General features: G+C 71.0%; 20 protein-coding genes. 12 read left to right on the forward strand and 8 right to left on the reverse strand.

Features of this window, described 5'->3' with window-relative positions:
* The first annotated feature begins 281 nt into the window (after nucleotides 1-281).
* Complete coding sequence (locus tag ABTX78_RS21650) at nucleotides 282-2,240, forward strand: GTP-binding protein (RefSeq protein WP_352208415.1); 1,959 nt, start codon at nucleotides 282-284, stop codon at nucleotides 2,238-2,240.
* A 168-nt stretch (nucleotides 2,241-2,408) separates the two neighbouring features.
* Entirely contained in the window at nucleotides 2,409-3,914 is a 1,506-nt protein-coding gene (locus ABTX78_RS21655) for a glutamate synthase subunit beta (RefSeq protein ID WP_352208416.1), read from the forward strand.
* Between the two features lie 93 nt (nucleotides 3,915-4,007).
* Here ABTX78_RS21655 and ABTX78_RS21660 read toward each other — a convergent pair whose 3' ends face one another.
* Together ABTX78_RS21660 and ABTX78_RS21665 are read right to left on the reverse strand one after the other, a co-directional pair.
* Nucleotides 4,008-5,393 carry a diacylglycerol/lipid kinase family protein gene (locus ABTX78_RS21660; RefSeq protein WP_352208417.1) on the reverse strand — a complete coding sequence of 462 codons (1,386 nt, stop codon included), beginning with the start codon at nucleotides 5,391-5,393 and terminating at the stop codon, nucleotides 4,008-4,010.
* A 16-nt stretch (nucleotides 5,394-5,409) separates the two neighbouring features.
* Nucleotides 5,410-6,024 (reverse strand): histidine kinase, encoded by a 615-nt coding sequence (locus ABTX78_RS21665; protein ID WP_352208418.1) that lies wholly within the window; start codon nucleotides 6,022-6,024, stop codon nucleotides 5,410-5,412.
* A gap of 221 nt (nucleotides 6,025-6,245) precedes the next feature.
* Here ABTX78_RS21665 and ABTX78_RS21670 point away from each other — a divergent pair, with 221 nt between their 5' ends.
* Nucleotides 6,246-7,214: a zinc-binding dehydrogenase gene (locus ABTX78_RS21670; RefSeq protein ID WP_352208419.1), complete on the forward strand. Its 969-nt coding sequence runs from the start codon at nucleotides 6,246-6,248 to the stop codon at nucleotides 7,212-7,214.
* Nucleotides 7,215-7,344: 130 nt separating this feature from the next.
* Here the strand turns inward: ABTX78_RS21670 and ABTX78_RS21675 are convergent, their stop codons facing one another.
* Complete coding sequence (locus tag ABTX78_RS21675; RefSeq protein ID WP_352208420.1) at nucleotides 7,345-7,923, reverse strand: YdeI/OmpD-associated family protein; 579 nt, start codon at nucleotides 7,921-7,923, stop codon at nucleotides 7,345-7,347.
* Nucleotides 7,924-8,068: 145 nt separating this feature from the next.
* Here ABTX78_RS21675 and ABTX78_RS21680 point away from each other — a divergent pair, with 145 nt between their 5' ends.
* Nucleotides 8,069-8,791, forward strand: a complete 723-nt coding sequence (locus ABTX78_RS21680; RefSeq protein ID WP_352208421.1) for a DUF2470 domain-containing protein — start codon at nucleotides 8,069-8,071, stop codon at nucleotides 8,789-8,791.
* Nucleotides 8,792-8,815: 24 nt separating this feature from the next.
* Here the strand turns inward: ABTX78_RS21680 and ABTX78_RS21685 are convergent, their stop codons facing one another.
* Together ABTX78_RS21685 and ABTX78_RS21690 are read right to left on the reverse strand one after the other, a co-directional pair.
* On the reverse strand, nucleotides 8,816-9,787 hold the full coding sequence (locus tag ABTX78_RS21685; RefSeq protein WP_352208422.1) for a TIGR03557 family F420-dependent LLM class oxidoreductase: 972 nt from the start codon (nucleotides 9,785-9,787) through the stop codon (nucleotides 8,816-8,818).
* 126 nt (nucleotides 9,788-9,913) lie between these two features.
* A complete protein-coding gene (locus tag ABTX78_RS21690; protein WP_352208423.1) occupies nucleotides 9,914-10,849 on the reverse strand; it encodes a lytic polysaccharide monooxygenase auxiliary activity family 9 protein in 936 nt (311 codons plus the stop codon).
* Nucleotides 10,850-11,040: 191 nt separating this feature from the next.
* Here ABTX78_RS21690 and ABTX78_RS21695 point away from each other — a divergent pair, with 191 nt between their 5' ends.
* Together ABTX78_RS21695 and ABTX78_RS21700 are read left to right on the forward strand one after the other, a co-directional pair.
* Nucleotides 11,041-11,487 (forward strand): SRPBCC family protein, encoded by a 447-nt coding sequence (locus ABTX78_RS21695; protein ID WP_352208424.1) that lies wholly within the window; start codon nucleotides 11,041-11,043, stop codon nucleotides 11,485-11,487.
* A gap of 125 nt (nucleotides 11,488-11,612) precedes the next feature.
* Nucleotides 11,613-12,572, forward strand: coding sequence for an endonuclease/exonuclease/phosphatase family protein (locus ABTX78_RS21700; RefSeq protein ID WP_352208425.1), 960 nt, complete (start codon nucleotides 11,613-11,615; stop codon nucleotides 12,570-12,572).
* 331 nt (nucleotides 12,573-12,903) lie between these two features.
* Here ABTX78_RS21700 and ABTX78_RS21705 read toward each other — a convergent pair whose 3' ends face one another.
* Nucleotides 12,904-13,344, reverse strand: a complete 441-nt coding sequence (locus tag ABTX78_RS21705; RefSeq protein WP_352208426.1) for an SPW repeat protein — start codon at nucleotides 13,342-13,344, stop codon at nucleotides 12,904-12,906.
* A gap of 173 nt (nucleotides 13,345-13,517) precedes the next feature.
* Here ABTX78_RS21705 and ABTX78_RS21710 point away from each other — a divergent pair, with 173 nt between their 5' ends.
* From ABTX78_RS21710 to ABTX78_RS21735, 6 genes are all read left to right on the forward strand, one after another.
* Entirely contained in the window at nucleotides 13,518-14,510 is a 993-nt protein-coding gene (locus ABTX78_RS21710; protein WP_352208427.1) for an aldo/keto reductase, read from the forward strand.
* Between the two features lie 242 nt (nucleotides 14,511-14,752).
* Nucleotides 14,753-15,499 carry a hypothetical protein gene (locus ABTX78_RS21715; RefSeq protein WP_352208428.1) on the forward strand — a complete coding sequence of 249 codons (747 nt, stop codon included), beginning with the start codon at nucleotides 14,753-14,755 and terminating at the stop codon, nucleotides 15,497-15,499.
* Nucleotides 15,499-16,212 carry a two-component system response regulator CseB gene (gene cseB / locus ABTX78_RS21720; RefSeq protein ID WP_352208429.1) on the forward strand — a complete coding sequence of 238 codons (714 nt, stop codon included), beginning with the start codon at nucleotides 15,499-15,501 and terminating at the stop codon, nucleotides 16,210-16,212. Before ABTX78_RS21715 ends, cseB begins: the two co-directional genes overlap by 1 nt.
* A 1-nt stretch (nucleotide 16,213) precedes the next feature.
* Nucleotides 16,214-17,458, forward strand: a complete 1,245-nt coding sequence (locus ABTX78_RS21725; RefSeq protein ID WP_352208430.1) for a sensor histidine kinase — start codon at nucleotides 16,214-16,216, stop codon at nucleotides 17,456-17,458.
* Between the two features lie 69 nt (nucleotides 17,459-17,527).
* Nucleotides 17,528-19,435 carry a transglycosylase domain-containing protein gene (locus ABTX78_RS21730; RefSeq protein WP_352208431.1) on the forward strand — a complete coding sequence of 636 codons (1,908 nt, stop codon included), beginning with the start codon at nucleotides 17,528-17,530 and terminating at the stop codon, nucleotides 19,433-19,435.
* A 188-nt stretch (nucleotides 19,436-19,623) separates the two neighbouring features.
* Nucleotides 19,624-20,229 (forward strand): hypothetical protein, encoded by a 606-nt coding sequence (locus tag ABTX78_RS21735; RefSeq protein ID WP_352208432.1) that lies wholly within the window; start codon nucleotides 19,624-19,626, stop codon nucleotides 20,227-20,229.
* Nucleotides 20,230-20,740: 511 nt separating this feature from the next.
* On the opposite strand, the gene ABTX78_RS21740 is transcribed toward ABTX78_RS21735, so the two are convergent.
* Both ABTX78_RS21740 and ABTX78_RS21745 read right to left on the reverse strand, forming a co-directional pair.
* On the reverse strand, nucleotides 20,741-21,211 hold the full coding sequence (locus ABTX78_RS21740; protein WP_352208433.1) for a GlcG/HbpS family heme-binding protein: 471 nt from the start codon (nucleotides 21,209-21,211) through the stop codon (nucleotides 20,741-20,743).
* Between the two features lie 166 nt (nucleotides 21,212-21,377).
* A complete protein-coding gene (locus ABTX78_RS21745) occupies nucleotides 21,378-22,589 on the reverse strand; it encodes an MFS transporter (protein WP_352208434.1) in 1,212 nt (403 codons plus the stop codon).
* Nucleotides 22,590-22,727 lie beyond the last annotated feature (138 nt).

Consider the following 22,727-nt stretch of genomic DNA (forward strand, 5'->3'; position numbering starts at 1 on the left):
GAGAGCACCGTTCCGGGGTGCGTGATCTGACGGTGTCACGGGCACGCGAAGTGTCATGGGACATCTGAAGCGGTGGGAACAGGCCCCCGGGCCACTTCGTCCTGTGCCCGTGGCGCCACCGCGTAAATCGGTTGCCCGACGACACCGGCCGCTGCTGGAATTGCCCGGCGAACGACGGTCGAACGGCCGTCGACACCGAACGACCGAGGAGACGGTTATGCGCGGAACTCTCATGTCCATCGAGAAGGGAATTTCCATCTACCCAGAGGGCATGACAGTTCGTGCGTACGTTGAACTTGGGAATTCTGGCGCATGTCGACGCAGGTAAGACCAGCCTGACCGAGCGGCTTCTGCACGCCGCCGGTGTCATCGACGCCATCGGCAGCGTGGACGACGGCAGCACCCAGACCGATTCACTCGACCTGGAACGGCAGCGCGGCATCACCATCAAATCCGCCGTCGTCTCCTTCGCCGTGGACGACATCACGGTCAATCTGATCGACACTCCCGGCCACCCGGACTTCATCGCCGAGGTCGAGCGGGTGCTGAGCGTGCTCGACGGAGCGGTGCTCGTCGTCTCCGCCGTGGAAGGGGTCCAGGCGCAGACGCGGGTGCTGATGCGGACCCTGCGACGGCTGTGCATTCCCACCCTTGTCTTCGTGAACAAGATCGACCGCGGTGGCGCGGCTCCCGGGCGGGTGCTGCGGGACGTCTGCGAGAAGCTGACCGAGGCCGTGATCCCGATGGGGGTCGTCGGGGCTGCGGGCACGGGTGACGTCTCCTTCACCCCGTGCACGGCGGCCGACCCTGCCTTCACGACCCGGCTGGTCGATCTGCTCTCCGGGCAGGACGACGCACTGCTCGCGGAGTATGTGCGAGACGAGACAGCGGTGTCCTACGACCTGCTCCGTACAGAACTGGCCGCGCAGACCGCACGGGCACAGGTCCATCCGGTGTTCTTCGGATCGGCCATCACGGGCACCGGTGTGGACGCGCTGATCGCCGGGGTGCGCGAGCTGCTGCCGGCCGGCGAGGGCGGCGGCGACGGGCCGGTGTCCGGCACGGTGTTCAAGGTGGAGCGCGGCCCGGCAGGCGAGAAGATCGCGTACGTCCGGATGCTGTCGGGCACCGTGCGGACGCGGGACCGGTTGCCGGTCGGGTCCGGCGCGGAGGGCAAGGTGACCGCGATCGAGGTGTTCGACCGAGGGCCGGCCGTACGCGGCCCTGCCGTCACGGCCGGGCAGATCGGCAAGCTGTGGGGTCTGCACGACGTCCGCATCGGTGACGCGATCGGCTCCCCGCCCGCCTCCCCCGCGAGCGGCCACCACTTCGCCCCGCCGACGCTGGAGACGGTTGTGGTGCCGGTCCGGGCCGCGGACAAGGGCGCGATGCACGCGGCGCTCAGCCGGCTCGCCGAGCAGGATCCGCTGATCGGTCTGCGCCAGGACGATCTGCGCCAGGAGGTCGCGGTCTCGCTCTACGGTGAAGTGCAGAAGGAGGTCGTCCAGGCGACGCTGGCCGCCGATTTCGGCGTCGACGTGACCTTCCGCGAAACGACCACCATCTGTCTCGAACGACCGGCCGGCGCGGGCTCCGCACTTCAGATCATCGACAAGGATCCCAACCCTTTCCTGGCGACGATCGGTCTGCGGATCGACCCGGCGCCGATCGGATCCGGTGTGGAATTCCGGCTGGAGATCGAACTCGGATCGCTGCCCTATTCCTTCATCACGGCGGTCGAGGAAACCGTTCCTGAGACATTGCGGGAGGGGATTCACGGATGGGAGGTCACCGACTGCACGGTCACGATGACGCATTCCGGCTACTGGGCGAGGCAGAGCCATTCCCACGCAGTTTTCGACAAGGGCATGTCCAGCACGGCGGGGGATTTCCGCAATCTGACGCCGCTGGTTGTGATGAGCGCCCTGCACGAGGCCGGTACGCGGGTGTACGAGCCGATGCACCGGTTCCGGCTCGAATTCCCGGCTGATCTGCTGGGGCAGGTTCTGCCGGTGCTGGGCCGCTTGCGGGCGAACCTGAACACGCCTGTGCCGCGGGGGATGTCCTACGTACTGGAGGGCGAGATCCCGGCGGCGTCCGTGCACGCGCTGCACCGGCAACTGCCCGCCCTGAGCCGGGGAGAGGGGGTGCTGGAGACGGAGTTCGCGCGCCACCAGCCGGTGGTGGGCACCGTGCCGACCCGGCCGCGGACGACTCCGGATCCGTTCGCCCGGGCGTAGCTCCGGCCGAGGCGGTAGATCGCCCCCGGGGCCCGGCCTTCACGGCCGGGCCCCGCGGGCCGTGTCGCCCTTCCGGCTTTCGGGCGGCGGACAGCTGAAAGCGGCACAAAGCAGGCGTACGCTGGCGAGAAGGCCGTAATGCACCGCGTGTGCGCATGGAGGCGGCGCATGACCGATCCTTTCGGCTTCCTCAAAATTCCCCGCCGGCCCGTCCCCCCGCGCCCCGTGACAGAACGGCTGAACGACTGGGACGAGGTGTACGCCGGGCAGTCACAGCTGCCGCTCGTCGCCGAGCAGGCCGGACGCTGCATGGACTGCGGCATACCGTTCTGTCACAGCGGCTGCCCGCTCGGAAACCTGATCCCGGAGTGGAACGCCTACGCGGCCCGCGGCAGCTGGCGCGACGCGGCGGAAAGGCTGCACGCGACGAACAACTTCCCGGAGTTCACCGGACGGCTGTGCCCGGCGCCCTGCGAGGACGCCTGCGTACTGACCATCAACGCCGACCCGGTGACGATCAAGAATGTCGAGAACGCCATCGCCGACGAGATCTGGGCCCGCGGCTACGCCACCCCGCAACCGCCCGAGCGTCTCAGCGGGAAGACGGTGGCCGTGGTCGGCTCGGGGCCGGCGGGGCTGGCGGCGGCGCAACAGCTCACGCGCATCGGTCACACCGTCGCCGTGTACGAGCGCGCCGACCGCATCGGCGGACTGCTGCGCTACGGCATCCCCGCGTTCAAGATGGAGAAGCAGCACCTGGACCGGCGGCTCGGCCAGATGCGGGCGGAGGGGACCAAGTTCCGTACGGGCGTGGACGTGGGCGGCGATCTCGACGCCACCGAACTCCTCAGGCGGCATGACGCCGTGATCCTCGCCGTGGGGGCGCGCGAGCAGCGTGAGCTGCCCGTCCCCGGCCGGGAGCTGTCGGGCATCCACCAGGCGATGGACTACCTCACCTTCGCCAACCGGGTCTGCGAGGGCGACTACGCCGCACCTCCCGTCACGGCCGCCGGCAAGCACGTGGTGATCATCGGTGGCGGGGACACCGGCTCCGACTGCCTGGGCACGGTCCTGCGCCAGGGCGCGGCCTCGGTCGTACAGCTGGACATCAATCCGGAGCCCGGCGAGGCGAGACGTGCCACGGAACCCTGGCCCGTGTACCCGAAGGTGTACCGGATCTCCCACGCGCACGAGGAGGCCCGGGGTCGTGAGGGCACGGACCCGCGTGTCTTCTCCTCCGCCACCCTGCGCTTCGACGAGGGCCGGGCGGGGCAGGTGGGCGCGCTGCATCTGACGGAGGTGGAGCCGACGGCCAGACAGCCACGCCCGGACACCGAGCAGAGGATCCCCGCGGACCTCGTCCTCCTCGCCCTGGGCTTCTCCGGTCCCGAGCGGGGCAGCGGCCTGATCGCGCAACTCGGGCTGACGCTGGACGACCGCGGCAACTTCGCCAGGAACGCCTGCTTCGCGGCCGAGACAGTGGAGCGGACCGAGCCGGCACGCTCACGGGCGGACGGGGTCTTCGTCGCCGGCGACGCGGGGCGCGGGCAGTCCCTCGTGGTGTGGGCCATCGCGGAGGGCCGCTCGGCCGCGGCGGCGACGGACAGCTATCTGAGCGGTTCCACCGTGCTGCCGGCCCCGGTGGCACCTCAGGACCGGCCGCTGGTGGCGTGACGGTGACGAGCCTCGCGCAGAGGCCGGACTCCGCGTCCCCGCAAGGAATCCACAGCGCTACACCGGCGCACCGCCGCGTTCGGCACGCCCCGGCTACGGCTTCTCGCCGCTCCCGTCGGGCGCACGGCCCACGCACACCGCGACGAGCGCGGCGACGGTCGACCGTGAGAGCAGATGGACCGCCCGGCCCGCAGGTGAGACGCCGACCGCGTGCCGGGGCACCCGCAGGCGCAGAGCACCCGGCAGTACGGCGAAGACGACGGGCGGCTCGAACGTCACCGCCTCACCGTCGACTCCGACGTCCAGCGGGCCGTCCGAGCGCACCTCGAACCGGTCCGCGGTCCACTGGCGCCAGCCCGGGAACCGCCGGATCTGCCCGGTCGCCTGGAGGGTGGTGAACCGTACGGCTTCGGAGGCGTCGCGGATCGTCAGCGTCACCACGCCGAGACGCCCGGAATCCATGCGCTCACGCGTGCCGAGGCCTTCGAGGCGGTCGAGCAGATAGGGGCCGTTCGAGACGAGGATCAGCTGCGCGGTGGAGAACTCGGTGCCGTCGGGTCCCGTGAACCGCAGATCAGGCGGGACGGCGTCCGGGCCGAGGACGTCGGGCATCGCCTCGACGGCGGTTCTGAGCTTGGCATCGCGGTAGCGCGGTGTCCGCACCACGTGCGCGTACAGGCCGAGTGAGGCGTTGTTGACGAAGACGCGGCCGTTGACGCTCGCCAGGTCGATCCGCCGCTCCGTCCCGTCGCTGAACGCGTCGAGCGCGCCGACCACGTCGTCACGGTTCAGTCCGAGGTCGAGCGCGAGGTGGTTGCGTGTGCCCGCGGGGACCACGACGTACGGAATCCCGTGCCGTGCCGCGACCTCCGCGGCGACCGCGTGCGAGCCGTCCCCGCCGGCCATGCCGATCGCGTCGGCGCCTCGCGCGACGGCTTCCTCGGCGAGTTCTCGCAGGTCGTCCCCGGGCCGCAGCGGGACTGCCTCGATGCCGCGGCGGCGGCATTCGTCCGCCAGCCCGAACCGCTCGGCCTTGCCGCCGCCGGACCTCGGGTTCATCAGCAGGACCGGCCGGGCAGGCCGCGGCGCGGGGCGGGTGACCGTCGCGGTCCTGGCACGTCGGCGCAGTGCGATGCGCGCCGTCGCCGCGGACAGCGCGATCAGTACGAGGATCACCGCGACGCGCGACAGGTCGAGGTCCGCGAGAATCCCGGCGGCGAGCAGGACGACGAACGCGAGAGCGGCGACCAGGCCGGCTGCGGCGCGCCGCAGGCCCTTGCGTGTGACGACGTGCCAGCCGGCGATCACGGCGACGAGGAGCGCCACGACGGCCGCCAGCAGGGCTGCCCAGTTCCTGAAGGCTCCGACGACGAGGATGATCAGCGCTGCGGGCAGCGCCACCAGGGCGACGGACGCGGCAAGACGCTCGACGGGGCGCGGTCGGCGCGTACCGTCGTCCCGGTCCGCCGCGGTAGGCATCGGGGCGCGGCTGCCGTCAGGAGCCCTGGTGGTGGAAGAGCGCGCCGACCTTCTCCCGGAATTCCGTGCCCCGGCTCTCCCGATGCTGTCTGCGCGCCTCCCGCACCGCCGTGGCGGCGGCGTCCTGGGCGGCTCTCACCTCGGCGGTCACCTCCTCTGCCGGGATCCGAACGACCGTGCCGCCGAGGCGCGCGGCCATGGTGTCGACGACGGCGGGGTCCGGCTCGGTCATGCCGACGATCAGGACGTTGGTGCCGTCGGCGACACCACGGCTGAAGTAGGTGAGGCTGTCGACCGAGTCCGTGGCGTCGTCGTTGTCGGCCACCATTCCGATCATGGTTCCCGCGCCCCAGCCGAACAGCAGCCCGACCGGGCCACCGAGCAGGCCGAGCAGCGCGCCGATCGATCCGCCGAGGAGCGTGGAGCGGCCGGCGGACGACGTATAGCTCTCGGGCACCGACAGAAAGCCGGCCGGGGAGCGCTCCATGATCGCCGCCTGGTCCACCCCGGGAAGCTCGGTGACGAGGTGAAAGGCCTCGTAGGCGTGGCTGGGATCCCCGAAGGTGAGGAAGAGAACCTTGTCGTCGGGGGAATCGGAGGCCTCGGGCGACACGGAGGAGTCATGGGACATGGTCTTTCCTTTCTCGGCGCTCACCCAGCGGATCACGGTCGAGGAGCGCCCACCACTCGCATGCTCATTCTGCTCGCACCCTCCTTTCACCGCCCGGCGTCCGCGTCCCGGATACGGGAGGCGCTGAGAGGGTGCCTTGACCTCAAGCGCGGTTGACGTTCGAGACTCAACCAGACACAGCGCCGGGGCTCCCGGCCGCAACCGAGGTGAGGTGTGACCGCATGCGCGCGATCCGAGTAGACGGGTACGGGGGTCCCGAGGTGCTCGTGCCGGTGGAGCGGCCGGACCCCGTCGCGGGGCACGGGGAGGTCGTCGTAAGGGCCGAGGCAATCGACACCATCTTCGTCGAGACGCAGATCCGTGGCGGCTGGGGCGAGGCGTTCGACATCACCCCGCCGTACGTGCCGGGAGGCGCCGCGGCCGGAATCGTCGTCTCCACCGGCCCCGGGGTCGACCCGTCGTGGACCGGGCGCCGGGTGCTGGCCGGGCCGGGCACGAGAGGTACGTACGCCGAACTCGTCCGCACCGGGGTCGACCGGCTGGTGCCCGTTCCCGACGGCCTCGGCCCGCGAGAGGCAGCCGCGCTCGCCCACGACGGTGTGACCGGCATCGGCATCGCGGAGGTGGCAGGCATGGCGCCGGGCGACCGGGTGCTCGTCCTGGGGGCCGCGGGCGGCATGGGCACACTGCTGGTTCAGCTCGCGCACGCGGCGGGGGCACGGATCGTCGGGGCGGCACGCGGGGAACAGAAGCTGGCGCTGGTGGAGCGCCTGGGGGCCGATACCGTCGTCGACTACACCGGGGACGGCTGGACGGATGAGGTCCGTGAGGCGTTCGGGGGACGGGACGTGGACGTCCTGCTGGACGGCGTCGGCGGCGAACTCGGCGCACGCGCCTTCGCCCTGGTGGCGGACGGCGGCCGCGTGTCGGCCCACGGCGCGTCGAGCGGCGGGTTCGCGGAGCTCGACGAGAAGAGCGCGCGGGCGCGGGGCATCACCCTGCGGGGGATCGCGGATGTGCAGTTCGGACCGCCGGACGTGGTGCGGCTGGCGACGAAGGCGCTGGCCGAGGCCGCGGCGGGGCGGCTGCGCCCGGTGATCGCGCGGGAGTTCCCGCTGTCCCGGGCGGCCGACGCCCACCGTGCGATCGAGGCCCGTTCGGTCCCGGGCAAGGCGCTGCTCATTCCGTGACGGGTACGGCGGGACATCGCCTGTGCCCGCCCGCCGAGGGGAGCGAGCCCAGAGCCGGTGGGCCGGGCACCCGCCGATGCGGTCGGACGCGCGTCGGCCGGTGCCCGCTCAACAGCGCGCGGTGGACGGTCTATTGAGGCCTGCGCTCCGCCTGTAGCTGGGCCATCACCGACTCCAGTTTCGCCGCCCTCGCCGTGGGCGTACGCGCCCGCAGCAATTGGAGGATCACGCCGTAGCGGTCAGTCCTGTTGAGCCGGTCGAAGAAGGCCTTCGCCGTTTCGGCGGCGTCCAGGGCAGCCGCCAGGTCGGGCGGCACACTCGCCGTCTTCTGGGATGCGTACGCCGCCTCCCACCGGCCGTCGGCCTTGGCCGCCTCCACCTGCGCCCGGCCCGGGTCCCGCATCCGCCCGGCCTCTTCGAGCGCCGCGACCTTGCCGACATTGACCTGGGACCACTGGCTCCTCGCGCGGCGAGGGGTGATCTTCTGCAGGTAGTACGACGCGTCGAGCGAGCGGCGCTGACCGTCGATCCAGCCGTAGCAGAGGGCGACGTCGATGACCTGACCGGCCGTCACGGACGGGATCCCCGAGCTCTTCTTGGCGAGCTTCAGCCACACCCCTGCCGCGAGGCCGTGATGCTCGGCGAGCCAGGCCTCCAGTCGGCCGTCGTCCTCGAAGAAGAGGACCTCCACGCCGTCGATCGGCTCCATGCGCCCTCCGTCTGCCCACGCCCGGCCGGGCGTTGCCCCTCGGGCCAAGTTTCGGCCACTCCTGGTCGCGGCGCGCGAGCTTGGCACAGAGCCGGAGAGTGATTAGGTTAGGCAACCCTAAGTACCTTCGACAGCGGAGATCTGGATGCGCCTGTTCACCACCCCCATAGCGCAGCCGACCAGCGCGGAACGAATCCGGTCGATCCTGATGGCAGCCGACTCGATGACCATCGTCACGGACGAGGGGCGTACGGAGGTCTCCCGGCTGTACGGGTCCGGCGCCACCGAGCACATCCACCTCCACCCCCCGACGGGCGCCGGCGGCGGCACGGACGGAACCACGAACGGACACACGCGTGCCACGCTGGAGTTCACCGACGTCGCACCCACTCCGGTACGCGACCGGGTCCGCGCCCGCGTCCTCCTGGCGGGACGGCTGCTGACGGCCTCCCGGCACGCGGCGCCGACGGGCAGCCGGTGCATGGCGCTTGCCCACGCCGTCCTCGACACGGGAGGGGAGCGGATCACCGTCGGCCTCGAAGAGCTGATGGAAGCTGACACCGATCCCCTGGCCACCTGCGAGGCCGGCATGCTGACGCACCTGGTGGACGACCACGGCGACATCGTCCAACTGCTGCTGCGCCTGGTGAAACCGCGCCTGGCGCTGGGCGTGCGGCGGGTCCTGCCCGTCGCCATCGACCGGTACGGCATCATCCTGCGTCTGGAGTACGCGCGCTCGCACCAGGACGCCCGCCTGCCGTTCCCCTCGCCCGTCAAGGACATCGACCAGGCCGGCGTACGCATCCACGCGCTGCTCAACGCGGCACGGCACCGCTCACCGCGGAGCCGGCTGCTGAGCGACTCGTGAACCCGTCAATCCCGCCAAGGCACCTCAGGCGCCGCTCGGCTTCAACTGCCGCATACGGCCGTCGAGTTTCTGACGGTAGAAGTCGATGAACCCGTCCGGGTCCGGGCCCGAGTTCATCATGACCAGCCGGTCGAAGCCGGCGTCGACGTACGGCTGCGCCACCGCGACATGGCGTTCCGGGTCGGAGCCGCAGGCGAAGTGTTCGAGGATGTCCTCCTCGCGCACCGTGCCGGTCGCCGCGTCGAAGTTGACCGGGTTGGGCAGCTCGCTCATCACCTTCCAGCCCGTCAGCGCCCAGCGAGTGGTCTCCAGCGCCGCCTGGGCGGCGGTGTGTTCATCGGGTGCCCAGGCGAGAGGGACCTCCGCGTATCCCGGCCCGCTGCCACCGGCGGCGCGGTACTGCGGGACGATCTCCGGGTCGGGCTCGGTGGCGAACAACGCGTCACCCAGCTCCGCCGCGATCGCCGTCGACGCCTTCCCGCTCACGGCCACCGCGATCGGTGGCAGTTCGTCGGGGAGGTCGAAGACACGGGCGTCCTCGAGGCGCAGGTGCTTGCCCTCGTACGACCGGTAGCCGCCGCGCCACAGCAGCCGGATGATCTCCAGCGCCTCGCGCAGCAGCTCGTGGCGTTCGGCGACAGCCGGATAACCGCGGCCGACGACGTGCTCGTTGAGCCGCTCCCCCGAGCCGACGCCCAGCGTGAAGCGGCCGTCCGACAGCAGGGCGAGCGTCGCCGCCGCCTGCGCGATGATCGCGGGGTGGTAGCGGATGGTCGGACAGGTCACGCCGGTGGCGAGCTCGATGTGCTCGGTTTTGGCGGCGATGGTACCGAGGACGGTCCAGGCGAAGGGTGAGTGTCCCTGGTTGTCCAGCCAGGGGTGGTAGTGGTCGCTGATCTCGACGAAGTCGAAGCCCGCCTGCTCCGCCAGAACCGCCTGCCGTACCAGTTCGGCCGGGCCGAACGCCTCGGCCGCCAGTTTGTACCCGATCTTCATGAGTTCCTCGCCCCGTCGCGCTGTCCGGTCCGCGCAGAGGTACCCCGCCGCGGACATCCCTAACGGGCCGGAGCGCTGAACGGAGGAAGCGCCACCGCACCGATCCCCGGGGCGGCGTTTTTGCCGCTACCTGCGTCGGCGCAGCAGCACGGAGGTGCTCACGGCGAGCAAGGCGAGCACGGCGGCGACGGCGCCGATGAGGACGGTCGAGTTGTCCTTACCCGTGTCCGCCACGGCCTGCGGCCGCGCCGCGCCCCCGACGACGGGGTGTTCCGGTACGGACGGTGGCGTGGACGCCTGCGGCGGCGGGGCCTGCCCGGCCGCCGAAGCGTCGTCCGCAGGCGGTTCGGCGGTGGGCGGCTGCGACTGGGGAGGCGGGGCCGCCGCCTCCTCCGGCGCGGGCCGGGCGGGCGGGGTGTCCTCCTCGCCCCGCAGCACCACGTCGGAGCAGGAGTAGTAGGTGTCCGGCGTATCGGTGTTCCGCCAGATCGTGTACAGCACATGACGCCCGGTCAGCCCGGCGGGGAGCTTTCCTCGGATGCGGTACGCCCCGTCCCTGAGCGGGGGATCGGTCACCCTCGCGAACGGCTCGCTCCGCAGGTCGGACCAGCGCAGCGGAGCAGCCGGATCGTAACCCTCCTCGGTGAGATACAGGCTGAACGTGCCCCGGTGCGGGATCGTCGACCGATAGGTCATCGTGAGGCCGGCCCCCGCCTTCAGCGGTGTGGTGGGCCAGTTCGCACGTGTCGTGTCCAGTCCCCGGTAGTCACGCAGTCCCGCGCTGCACAGCTGCCCGTCCGGGATGACCTGACGGTCCCTGCCCCGTACGTCGGCCACTCGGAGGTTGTCCCATGCGCCCAGGGCCGTGCCGCCGTTGGCCGCGACGGCCGTGCGGCAGGCCGCCGATCCCTGCCGGATCCCCTCGGGACCACACGCGGCGATCCTGCTGAGCGGGTCGGTCGGCGCTCCATGAGCCTGCGCCGGCCCGGCGGCGAGCGCCGTAAGCACGAGCGGCACGACGCCGGCCAGCGCGGCGACGGTGGCGGTGCGATGCGCGGTCATTCTCGGCAGACCTCCTTGGTGGCCCGGCGGCCTGCCGTGTATTACGCGCGGGCCCGCCGCGGTGTTCACCCCGATGGCAGAGCGGATTCTCAGTCACGGCGACGGCCCGCGCCCCTGCTGGGACACTGCTCGTGGGCCTGGAGAGCTGCCCGGAACCCCGCAGCTCGTCACGAGCAGTCAGTGGAGGAATCATGGCCGGTCAGTTCGAGGCAACAGTCGAGGTCAACCGCCCGATCGAGGAGGTGTTCGCCTTCCTCGGCGACGGTACGAACGACCGCGAGTTCAGCCCACGAGTGCAGAAGATCGACAAGACGCCGCCGGGACCGACGACGGTCGGGACCGTCTTCACGAGTACGGTCAAGGACGCCGGACTCACCACCAAGCGTGAGTTCCGCATCACCGAGTTCACGGCTCCCACCAGAATCCGCTGGGCCGAGACGTCGAAGAACCTCGTGACCGCGAAGGAAGGCGGGTACGACCTCGAGTCCACCGGCCCCGGGACCACGAAGGTGCGCATCTTCAATGTGCTGGAGGGCCACGGCATCGGGAAGGCTCTCGCCGGTATCGCCGTGGGCGCGGCCCGCAAGGACGCCGACGCCTTCGGGCAGCGGATCAAGAAGGCCGTCGAAGCGTCCTGACCGACGCTCCCCGACCCGGCCCGTCCGCCCCGAGCGGGGCCGGACGGTCCGCGTCCGTGCACTGGCCGCTCCCGCCCAGCACTGTCACGATGGCAGTCCGGGCAGTCACAGGACGGGAGCCGGCCATGCTCCTCGGGACATGGAACCTCGAGAACCTCTACCGGCCCGGAGGGCCCTACGGGCCGCGTGACGGGGTCGTCTACGAAGCGAAGCTCGCCGCGCTCGCCACCACGGTCGAAGCGCTCGCACCGACGGTCCTCGGCATCCAGGAGGTCGGCGATCCCGAGGCGCTGCAGGATCTGACGGGCCTGCTGCCCGGCACCTGGCACACGGCGCTGTCGAAGCATCATGACGGCCGGGGCATCCGGGTCGGATTCCTCAGCAGGCATCCGCTCGATGTCGTCTCCGACACCCAGACGTTCCCGCAGCGCCTGCGGGCCGTGCAGGGCGACGACAGCGCCGACCCGACCGCCACGATGGGCCGCGGGGCCCTCGCCGTACGCGTCGAGCCGGACGAGGGGCCGCAACTGTGGATGGCCGTCTGCCATCTCAAGTCCAAGCTGCTCACCTATCCCGGTGACCGGTTCCAGCCGCACGACGAGGGCGAGCGCGCGCGATACGCGGCCTACGCGCTGTTCCGCCGCGGCGCCGAGTCGGTGACCATGCGGTCCATGGCCGACGAGTTGCTGGAGGAACAGGGCAAGGAGAGGGCCGTGGTCGTCCTGGGCGACCTCAACGACGAGCCGTCCGCCGCCACGACGCAGATCCTGCACGGTCCGCCGGGCTCCGAGATCGGCACTCCAGGTTTCCTGCGCGAGGACAAGGGTGATGCGGTGCGCCTGTGGAACGTGGCGCCGTGGATACCCGAGGACCGGCGCTACTCCCGTGTCCACGCCGGACGGCCCGAGCTGATCGATCACATCATGATCAGCCATCAGCTCCTCGACCGGGTCGCGGCGGCGGGCACCGGCATCGTCGGCGCCGCCGAACCACCGGCGCTGCCGTCGGTCGACGAGATCCCCACCGAGCGCCGCGATGCCACGGGCTCCGACCACGCGCCGGTCTGGATACGGCTCGGCAACTGATGGTGGACGACTGACGCGGGCCATTGACCGTAGGTGACCTGCCGCCGTGCCACTGGCCCGGTCGTGATGCGACTGACACGGTCCGTCATACGGCATACGCGACGGCCGTCCGAGCCCTTTCTGCCCAGTGCCCCGCGGGTTCGACTGCCAGTCCGGCCCCGAGGAACAAAGCGCCCAGGACAGGAAGCCGAATGGCCCATAACCCTGGCCACTTGGGCTCGTTTCGACTGGGCCATTCGCCGGGAACCCCGGCGCCGTCCACGGTAAAACCGGTCGACCCGCCACGGGGCGGATCGACCGGCGCTCTGAGCACATCCTTCGGGGAGGTGGGTCAGATCGAGGTGCGACTGCTCCTCATCGCGACGACCGTGCAGACCAGCCCCAGCAGGAACGTGAGCCCGCCGAGGATGATGTTGGTCCAGATCACTCCCGCGTCCGGGCTGCTGCCCACGATCCAGGGTGCGATGATCATCCACACGCCCATGGCGCACATCGCCCCGCTCAGGCCGTACATCCTCTCCGGCATGACGGTGAACCCGATCGCGAGCACCGCTATCGCTATGCCCATGATCAGGTTGTGCATCGCGAGTGCCGGCTGGTTGCCCGCGAAGTGGACCACCCAGGGGGACACTGCGCAGGCGAGGCCGACCAGGAACACCGGGCCGTCCACCAGGGCCACATCGCGCCCTCCGAGCATGCGCGCGTAGCGGTCCTGCATTTCGCTGATGTCGGGATGACCCGCGAGGTCTCCCCTGTGTGAGACGTCGGCCATGCGACTCGCCTCCTTCTTCTCGCTGCAAGTCGGACCGCACTGCGCGGGCAGAGCCGCGCTCCTCCAGTTTGCCCTTATCCGTTCCTTATGTGTAGTGATCCGGAGCGGTAGATTCCGATACCCGGTGCCCGCCCACCCCCCGGGACGCTTGACTGCGAAACCGGCTCCATAGGATGGCGCCCATGGAACAGCGCGTCTTGGGCAGGACCGGTCGGAACGTCTCCGTCGTGGGGCTGGGCACGTGGCAGCTCGGCGCCGACTGGGGTGATGTCCGCGAGGAGGACGCCCTTGCCGTGCTCGACGCCGCGGTGGACGAGGGCGTCACCTTCTTCGACACGGCCGATGTGTACGGCGACGGCCGCAGCGAACAGCTGATCGGCCGCTGGCTGCGGGAGCGGCCGGACGCCGGCATCGTCGTCGCCACCAAGATGGGACGCCGCGCCGACCAGCTCCCCGAGAACTACGTCCTCGACAACTTCCGCGCCTGGAACGACCGCTCCCGCCGGAACCTTGGCGTGGACACCCTCGATCTGGTGCAGCTGCACTGCCCGCCGTCGTCCGTGTACTCCTCCGACGCGGTCTTCGACGCGCTCGACACCCTGGTGGCGGAGAAGCGGATCGCGGCCTACGGGGTCAGCGTCGAGACGTGCGCCGAAGCCCTCGCCGCCATCGCACGGCCGGGCACGGCGAGTGTCCAGATCATCGTGAACCCCTTCCGGCTCAAGCCTCTCGAAGAGGTCCTGCCCGCCGCCGCGGAGGCGGGTGTCGGCATCATCGCGCGGGTGCCGCTCGCGTCCGGTCTGCTGTCGGGCAAGTACACCAAGGACACGGTCTTCGCGGCCGACGACCACCGTACGTACAACCGGGACGGTGAGGCCTTCGACCAGGGCGAGACCTTCTCCGGCGTCGACTACGGCACGGGTGTCGAGGCCGCGGCCGAGTTCGCCGCGCTCGCTCCCGAGGGAGCGACACCGGCCGGCACCGCCCTGCGGTGGATCATCCAGCAGCCCGGTGTCACCAGCGTCATCCCGGGCGCCAGGTCCGCGGGACAGGCGCGCTCCAACGCCGCGGCGGCGGCACTGAACCCACTGCCGCAGGTCACGCTGGACGCGGTGCGCGATCTGTACGACCGCCGGATCCGCGCGCTGGTCCACCACCGCTGGTAACCCGGCTCCCGGCCGCCGGCGGTACCGGCCGCACGGCCGCTGCGGCACCCCGTCCACGGACCATCGGGTACTGACGCCCGCAGCCCTCGGCCGCGCGACCTCCGACCGCAGACGGCCGCACGGCCGTCTGCGGCACCCCGTCCACGGACCATCGGCAACCGGCGCCGGCAGCCCTCGGTACCCCGGCCCCTCCCGTACCTACCGGAGGGGCCCGGTGTCCCCGCCGGTAGGGTGATGGGCCTATGCGCCACTCCCCCCGCCGCACCGGCCTCCACCGCTTCCGGCGCCCGGTGCTGGCCGCTCTCGCCGTCTGCGCGAGTGCCGCGGGCATCGCCGGGTGCGCGGCCGACACCGGCGCTCGCGACGACGGCGCCGCCCCCCAGGTGGCGCCGCCCGTCTCCGCTTCACCGCTGTGGCCCCAGTACTCGGGACCCACCCCCGAGGAGGGCGAGAGCACCGCCCCCTACCGGCGCTACGTGAACGTCAAGGGCATCGACGTGCCCGCCGGTGACCTCCGGCGGGTTTCCGTCCTCCGGCTGCTGGAGCAGGACCCGAACGTCCCCCAACTCGTGCGCACCGCCCTCCGGAACTGTCCCGGCGGCAGCTGCGGCCTGCGCACACCCGTGTACCGGGACCTCACCGACGACGGAAAGAACGAGTTGGTGGTGGCCCTCGACGATCCGGTCGGCGGCCTGACGCTGGTCCAGGTCTACCGGGCGTTCGGCACGTCCGTGCGGCCGATCCTCATCAGCTGGAACACCATCGGCGCCACGGGCGTGACCTTCGGCAACGACCTGATCCTCTCCTCGACCGGCAAGGACGGCCGCTTCACCACCCGCTACCGCTGGAACGGCACCGAACTCGTCGCGACCGCACCGCAGGACGCGCTCGGCGACGGTGAGTCCTCCGTGACACCCCAGCCCCCGGCCGATGCGACACCGGTCCCCTCGAACCCCGCGACACCGATCCCCCCGACCAGGACGCCATGATGAGCAGCCCCCACATATCCCCCGGCACGGCCGACGAGGCGCATCTGCTGCTCGTCGAGGACGACGAGGTCATCCGCAGCACCCTCCGCATGCTGCTGGAGCGGTACGGCTTCACCGTCTCCACGGCCGCCGACGGCCTGACCGGCCTGGAGATCTTCCGGGACCGGAAGCCGGATCTGCTGCTCCTCGACGTGATGCTGCCGCACCTCGACGGCATCGGACTCTGCCGCCGTATCCGGGAGTTCAGCCTCGCCCCGATCCTCATGATGTCCGCGCGCGGCGACTCCCTCGACGTCGTCTCGGGACTGGAGGCCGGCGCCGACGACTATGTCGTCAAACCCTGCGAGAGCGCGGTGCTCGTGGCCCGTATCCGCTCCCTGCTGCGCCGTGCCTCCTTCACTCCGGTCCCCGACACGACTCCGGAGACCGCGGTGCTCGTCTTCGGCGAACTGACCATCGACACCCGCGGCATGGATGTGCTCCGCGGCGGGGAGCCCGTCGCCCTCACCCCCACCGAACTGCGCATGCTGCTCGAATTCGCCGCCTCCCCGGGGGTGGTGCTCGAACGCCGGACGCTTCTCAGCCGGGTGTGGGACCACGCCTGGCACGGCGACACCCGGGTCGTGGACCTCCATGTGCAGCGGCTGCGGGCGAAGATCGGGTCCGACCGGATCGAGACGGTCCGCGGTTTCGGCTACAAGTTCCGGCGCTGACATGCCGCTGAGATGGCGTATCGCCGCTCTGGTCGCCGCCGCGATCTGCTCGGTCGCCGCCGCGGTCGGTGTCCTCGTGCATCACGCCTCGCGCGACCGCGAACTCACCCAGGCGCGTGACGCCGCACGCACCACGCTCGACCGGGCCGCGGTCACCTACGCCCGTACGGGCACGGTCGAGGGCACGGGCGCCGTGCTCGACGCTCCCGGGCTGCCCGCCGGGCTACGGGGGATCGCGGACCGAGGCCACCAGGGGACGGAGTTCTCCACCCGGCCCACGGGTCCGGCCATGTGGGCCGCTCGTCCCGCGGGCGAGCAAGTGCTTTCCGTACGGATCGACATGACGACGACACTGCGGGACATCAGCGCGCTGGACACCACGATCGCCTGGGCCGGCGCGCTGACGACCGCGGCCGTGCTGCCGCTCGGCGTGATCATCGCCGGGGGCATGAGCCGGCGGCTGCGGTCCGCCGCCGGCACGGCCCGGCGCATCGCGGCCGGGGACCTCGACGCCCGTATCGAGGCGCCGCCCCGGCCCAGGGACGAGATCGCCGAGATCTCCGCCGCCGTCGACACGATGGCCGCGGCGCTCCAACAACGGCTGCGCAGCGAGCAGCGGTTCACGGCGGACGTCGCGCACGAACTGCGCACCCCGCTGATGGGTCTGGTCACGGCGGCGGAACTGCTCCCCGAGGGCGAAGCAGCCTCCTTCGTGCGCGACCGGGTGCGTGTTCTCGCCGCCCTCGTCGAGGATCTGCTGGAGATCTCCCGCCTCGACGCCGGGGCGGAGGAGGCCGATCTGTCGCCGTGCCGGCTCAGCTGCCTCGTCGAGGACATCACGACGCTTCACGGGCTGCCGACGGAGCCGGTCGAACTTGTCGTGGAGGACGGTGCACCGACGGCCGAGATGTGGACCGATCCGCGCCGGCTGGAGCGCATCCTGACGAATCTGATCGTCAACGGGCACCGGCACGGCTGCCGTCCGGTCACGGTCACCGTCGCCGCGGACGGACGGACCGTGACGGTACGGGACCGAGGACGCGGCTATCCGGACACCCTGCTCGACGACGGTCCGCAGCGGTTCCGCACGGGCGCACGCGAGCGCGGTACCGGCCATGGCCTGGGACTGACCATCGCCATCGGCCAGGCCCATGTGATCGGGGCGGAACTGGCGTTCGCCAACGCTGCCGACGGCGGTGCGGTGGCGACCCTGCACCTTCCTCCGAAGGGGCCGATACACGGCTGATACATCTCCGAGGCAGAGTCGATGGCTCGCTTTGGGTTTCCGAAGATCTTCGGCGCTGAGGATGGCGCCATGCGAACCAGTGGGAGTCCTGACCGGACAGCGGAGTTGCGGAACGCGGGCGAGGTCGACCGGACAGGTTCGCTCAGAGCGGTCGCGGAGGAATCCGGCCGGCGCTCACGGCGGCGCGGCCGGGCGCTCACGCGGCGGTGCCGGAACCGGTCCCCGCGGCCGAAGGAAGGCAAACGGCGCGGGCTGCGCCGGCTCCTCACGTGGCGGAAGGCGCTCGCCGCTCTCGTCACCGTATGCGCCCTGCTCACAGGTGCGTTCGCCGTCCTGTACACCGCGATCGACATTCCGCGGGCCAATGACCTGGCCAAGGCGCAGAGCAATGTGTACCTCTTCAGCGACGGCAGCCGGCTCGCCCGGACCGGCGAGATCAACCGCGAGACGGTCCCGATCGACCGGGTGCCGGAGAACGTCCGGCTCGCCTTCGTCGCCGCCGAGAACAAGGACTTCTACACCGACTCCGGTGTCTCCTTCTCGGGCACGGCACGCGGCATCCTGAACACCGTCACCGGCCGTGGCACACAGGGCGGTTCGACCATCACCCAGCAGTATGTGAAGAACTACTACCTGAGCCAGGAACAGACCGTGACCCGCAAGGTCAAGGAACTGATCATCTCGCTCAAGGTCGACCAGCGGAACTCCAAGTCCGACATCCTCGCCGGATATCTGAACAGCAGCTACTACGGACGCCAGGCGTACGGCATCCAGGCGGCCGCCCGGGCCTACTACCACCGGGAGGTCGAGCGGCTGACGGTGGAACAGGGTGCTTATCTCGCCGCGCTGTTGCAGGCTCCGAGCCAGTACGACTGGGCGATCGCCGGCCCGGAGGGCAAGCGCCTCGTCACCCAGCGCTGGAACTACGTGCTCGACAACATGGTCGGCCAGGGCTGGCTGGACAAAACCGTGCGCGGACAGATGAAGTTCCCCGTGCCCGTGGCGGGTTCTCCGACGGCTGGGCTCTCCGGGCAGACCGGGTATCTCGTGGAAGCGGCCCGGCGCGAACTGATGGCGTCCGGGGTGAGCGAGCAGGAGCTGGCCGGTGGCGGCTGGCGGATCACGCTCACCGTCGACCCCCGCAAGCAGAAGGCCCTGGAGAAGACGGTCTCCGCGGCGGGCGGCGCACCCGGCGGGCCTGCGCTGGACAAGAACATCCAGGCGGGAGCGGTGTCGATGGACCCGAGGAACGGCCATGTCGTCGCCCTCTACGGCGGTCGGGACTACATGCGGCAGTACATCAGCAACGCCACGCGCGCCGACTACCAGGTCGGCCCCCTGTTCGAGCCCGTCGCCGTGGCGGCGTCGATGGAGGCCAAGGCCGGTGAGCGCCCACCGGCGGACGACGATGCGGTCGTGGACACCGCGAACGCCCTCGGCATGGACCTGAAGCCGAGCGATGTCGCCTCGCCGAAGGCCCTGTCCCTCGGTCTCATGGGGGCCAGTCCGCTGAAGATCGCGGGTGTCTACGCCGCCTTCCGGCACGACGGGAAGAAGGTCACCCCGTCCATCGTGAAGTCGGCCCAGCGGGACGGCGAGGTCACACCGCTGCCTGACCCGGTCGGCGGCAGCGCCATCAGCTCACTGGCGGCCGATACGGTCACCGACGTCCTCAGCCGGGCTCCGGGCCGGCGTGATGCCGTGCCGTCGATGTGGACCGAGGACGGCCGGCAGGAGGTCGTACAGAAGTCCGGCCGCAGTGACGACGGCAAGGCCGAGTGGTTCGTCGGCTCGACCGAGGAACTGCTCACGACGATCGGGCTGTTCGGCGAGAACGCCACCACGCACAAGCAGATACCGCTGCCGAACGCCGGGGAGGGACACCCCGCCGGGATGTGGATGACCTATACGCAGACGGCACTCGGCGGAGGCGAGGCGTACTTCCCGGGGGTGGCGCCCGAGCCGACGTTCGGCTGAGCAGCGGGACGGCGGACTCACACGGATGCAGCAGGCGCAACTCGGGGGCGAGCGAATGGAAAACCGCTGGTCAGAGCCTGCCTACGGGCTCGGATCCGCCCGATCGGCGGTACGGTTCGCGGTTGCGCGGGGTCGAGCGCCTTTACACGGTGAGCGAGAGACAGTCCCATCTCTGGAAGGAACCCTGCATGCGTCTCACATCGGTGACCCGCGTTCTGGTGCCGCCCGCCCTGTGTGCTGCACTTGTTTTCACGGCGGTCGGCCCCGCGGCCGCAGTGACCTCCGTACCCGATACCGTCCCCGCCGCGGCCGCGGCCCAGTCCGCCATCCCGGGCGCCACCGAGCTGAGCCGGCAGGTCGAGGTCATGCGTCACACGCACGGCGTGCCGCCGGCGATGACCGACTTCCTCACCGATGTGCTGGCGACCGACGCCGGGCGCATGCCGCTCGCGACGGCCATCAAGCACAAGACCAACCTGCAGGTGGCCATGGCCACTCTGGAGATGAACCGTACGGACCGTGCCGTCCGCGCGGACGCGGTCGAGGACGCCCTGGCCGATCTGCAGAAGACACTCGACGATCTGCTGGGCGCCGTCACGTCCGGCCTCACGGACCTGGTCGGCTCGCTGCTGGGTGTCGTCACCGGTCTGCTCGACACCGTGCTCGGCACGGTGACCGGTCTGCTCTCGGGCATCAGCGCTCCGGCCGCGGCACCGGCGGAGACAGCCGCGCTCCCGGCGACGCCCGCGCTGCCCGCCACCGCGGTCGCCCCCGAGGTCCCGGCCCTGCCGTGACCGCGCGATGGCGGGCCCGGTGACGGGCCCGCCATGCGCCGGCTACCCGGCGGGGCGGCTTCACCCGGCGCGCCCGCAAGGCGTCGTCCGCGCCCCGATGTGACCGGCCCATCGCGGTCCGAGGTGGCCATCCGGCCCGGACGCCCTGTGCGACCTGCTTCTCCTGGGGCCCGGCCCACGACGTCACCCTCGCGGACTGTGCGATGGAGTGGAGCGAGGACGCCGGGACACGGACGCGAATCCGCGAACGGTTCCGCGCCGCCGCCGCTCGGCTTCGACTTCTGGAGCCGCTTCCCCGGCGGGCCCGCGGACGGGACGACCTCACTGCTGAGGCTCGACAACCACCCCTGCGCGTCAGCGGAATGGACGCGCTGCTGGGCAAGAAGCCCCATCTGAACGGGTCCTCGTCAACCGCCGCTCGGAGAACGGTCCGCGACCCGCACCGTTGGTGAGCGGTGCGGCCCGCGACCCCGCACCGGTGGTGCGATGTGCGTACCGCGCGCGACGGCGGTTACCCGCGGGTGAGTGCGTCCACCGCCGCTGTCGAGGCGCGGGCGAGCGTGTCCACGGCCGCCGTCGCGAAACCGTGGTCCTGCTCCGGCGCTCCCCCGCCGACACCGATCGCGCCGATCAGACGACCGTCGCGCTGGACGGGGACACCTCCGGCAATGAACAACAGCGGCTTGTCGAGAGCGGTCGGAAGGGTGTGGAAGAGGCCGCCGGGCCGCACGGCGTCGACGAGGTCCGCCGTCGGGGCGTTCAGCTGGAGGGCTGTGTACGCCTTGCGGGTGCTGGTCTCACCGGCGATGAGGACGGCCCGGTCGTCGCGGCGGAAGGCCAGCGGATGGCCGCCCGCGTCCAGAACGGAGACCGCGACGGTGACGCCGGCGGACTCGGCCGCGCTGCGGGCGGCCTCGACGAGGATCTCCGCGTCCTGCGTGGTCAGCGGCGCGACGGCGGTGGTTGTGGTGCGGGTGGTCATGGGTGGCTCCTTGCGGTGGTGGGCGATGCTGCGGTGGTGGGGACTGTGGTCCAGGGGTCATGCGACCGGCTCAGTGGTGTCCGGCGGCGACCACGGGCGACCGGCGGGGGTCAGGGGCGATCGGCAGCGATCAGTTTGCCTGCCGGCGGCCGGGCGCCCGCGAGGCTCAGTGGCGTCCGGCGGGAACGGCGACCGTCTCCGGGGCGGAGGCCGCGACGACCTGGCCGGTGACGGGTGAGCGGCGTTCGAGGATCTGGGCCAGGACCGCGAGGGCCAGCGCGGAGGCGGCGAGGGCGGCGCCGACCCAGTTCGGGGCGGTGTAGCCGAAGCCGGCCGCGATCACCATGCCGCCGAGCCAGGCGGCGAGGGCGTTGCCCAGGTTGAACGCGCCGATGTTGACGGCCGAGGCCAACGTGGGCGCACCCGCGGCCTGGTCGAGCACCCTCTTCTGCAGCGGGGGCACGGTCGCGAAACCGAGCGCTCCGATGAGGACGATGGTGATCGCCGCGGTGACGGGGTTGTGGGCGGTGAGGGTGAACAGCGCGAGCACGAGAGAAAGCGCGCCGAGCGAGATGTAGAGCAGCGGCATGAGCGCGCGGTCCGCGAACTTTCCGCCGATGAGGTTGCCGCCGACCATGCCGAGCCCGAACAGGACCAGCAGCCAGGTGACGGAGGAGTCCGCGAAGCCGGTCACCTCGGTCATCATCGGCGTGATGTAGGTGATGGCGGCGAAGACGCCCCCGAAACCGAGCACGGTCATTGCCATGGCGAGCAGGACCTGGACGTTGCGGAACGCGGCGATCTCGTGGCGCAGCCGTACGCCTTCGGGCCTGGGCTGTTCCGGTACCAGCTTGGCGACGCCGAGCAGTCCGAGGACGCCGAGGCCGGCGACGATCAGGAAGGTGGCGCGCCAGCCGGCGCTCTGGCCGACGAAGGTGCCGAGCGGGACGCCGACGACGTTGGCGACGGTCAGACCGGTGAACATCATCGCGATGGCGCCGGCCTTCTTCTGGGGGGCCACCAGGTCGGCGGCGACGACGGAGCCGATGCCGAAGAAGGCGCCGTGCGCGAGCGAGGCGACGACGCGGCCGGCGAGCATCACGCCGAAGACGGGTGCGACGGCGGAGAGCACGTTGCCGACGATGAACAGGCCCATCAGCACCATGAGCATCCGCTTGCGGGAGACCTTCGTGCCGAGGACGGTCATCAGCGGGGCGCCGATCACGACACCGAGGGCGTAGCCGGTGACGAGGAACCCGGCCGTCGGGATCGAGACCCCGAAGTCCGCGGCGACCTCGGGCAGCAGGCCCATGATCACGAACTCGGTGGTGCCGATCCCGAAGGCTCCGATGGCGAGGGCGAGCAGCGCGAGTGGCATGGGGAGAACCTCCGGACGATTGCTTCTGCGCCTTACGAGCGTCCACAATAATTGCAACCGCCATTACTTGCAAGCGCGCTATATCGGCGCCAGCACAGACCCGCCTCGTTCCCGTCCACGAGTCGCGCTTCCGTTCAT

Origin of the sequence: Streptomyces sp. NPDC096193, assembly GCF_040302905.1 — a bacterium.
Classification (GTDB): domain Bacteria; phylum Actinomycetota; class Actinomycetes; order Streptomycetales; family Streptomycetaceae; genus Streptomyces.

Excerpts from the sequence above, each read along its gene's own strand:
- ABTX78_RS21745 (WP_352208434.1), bottom strand. The coding sequence starts at position 22,589 with ATGCCACTCGCGCTGCTCGCCCTCGCCATCGGAGCCTTCGGGATCGGC.
- cseB (WP_352208429.1), top strand. The coding sequence starts at position 15,499 with ATGAGCAGCCCCCACATATCCCCCGGCACGGCCGACGAGGCGCATCTG.
- ABTX78_RS21690 (WP_352208423.1), bottom strand. The coding sequence starts at position 10,849 with ATGACCGCGCATCGCACCGCCACCGTCGCCGCGCTGGCCGGCGTCGTG.
- ABTX78_RS21675 (WP_352208420.1), bottom strand. The coding sequence starts at position 7,923 with ATGGAGCCGATCGACGGCGTGGAGGTCCTCTTCTTCGAGGACGACGGC.
- ABTX78_RS21680 (WP_352208421.1), top strand. The coding sequence starts at position 8,069 with ATGCGCCTGTTCACCACCCCCATAGCGCAGCCGACCAGCGCGGAACGA.
- ABTX78_RS21725 (WP_352208430.1), top strand. The coding sequence starts at position 16,214 with ATGCCGCTGAGATGGCGTATCGCCGCTCTGGTCGCCGCCGCGATCTGC.
- ABTX78_RS21740 (WP_352208433.1), bottom strand. The coding sequence starts at position 21,211 with ATGACCACCCGCACCACAACCACCGCCGTCGCGCCGCTGACCACGCAG.
- ABTX78_RS21710 (WP_352208427.1), top strand. The coding sequence starts at position 13,518 with ATGGCGCCCATGGAACAGCGCGTCTTGGGCAGGACCGGTCGGAACGTC.
- ABTX78_RS21695 (WP_352208424.1), top strand. The coding sequence starts at position 11,041 with ATGGCCGGTCAGTTCGAGGCAACAGTCGAGGTCAACCGCCCGATCGAG.
- ABTX78_RS21685 (WP_352208422.1), bottom strand. The coding sequence starts at position 9,787 with ATGAAGATCGGGTACAAACTGGCGGCCGAGGCGTTCGGCCCGGCCGAA.
- ABTX78_RS21735 (WP_352208432.1), top strand. The coding sequence starts at position 19,624 with ATGCGTCTCACATCGGTGACCCGCGTTCTGGTGCCGCCCGCCCTGTGT.
- ABTX78_RS21665 (WP_352208418.1), bottom strand. The coding sequence starts at position 6,024 with ATGTCCCATGACTCCTCCGTGTCGCCCGAGGCCTCCGATTCCCCCGAC.
- ABTX78_RS21655 (WP_352208416.1), top strand. The coding sequence starts at position 2,409 with ATGACCGATCCTTTCGGCTTCCTCAAAATTCCCCGCCGGCCCGTCCCC.
- ABTX78_RS21660 (WP_352208417.1), bottom strand. The coding sequence starts at position 5,393 with ATGCCTACCGCGGCGGACCGGGACGACGGTACGCGCCGACCGCGCCCC.
- ABTX78_RS21715 (WP_352208428.1), top strand. The coding sequence starts at position 14,753 with ATGCGCCACTCCCCCCGCCGCACCGGCCTCCACCGCTTCCGGCGCCCG.
- ABTX78_RS21670 (WP_352208419.1), top strand. The coding sequence starts at position 6,246 with ATGCGCGCGATCCGAGTAGACGGGTACGGGGGTCCCGAGGTGCTCGTG.
- ABTX78_RS21705 (WP_352208426.1), bottom strand. The coding sequence starts at position 13,344 with ATGGCCGACGTCTCACACAGGGGAGACCTCGCGGGTCATCCCGACATC.
- ABTX78_RS21700 (WP_352208425.1), top strand. The coding sequence starts at position 11,613 with ATGCTCCTCGGGACATGGAACCTCGAGAACCTCTACCGGCCCGGAGGG.
- ABTX78_RS21730 (WP_352208431.1), top strand. The coding sequence starts at position 17,528 with ATGCGAACCAGTGGGAGTCCTGACCGGACAGCGGAGTTGCGGAACGCG.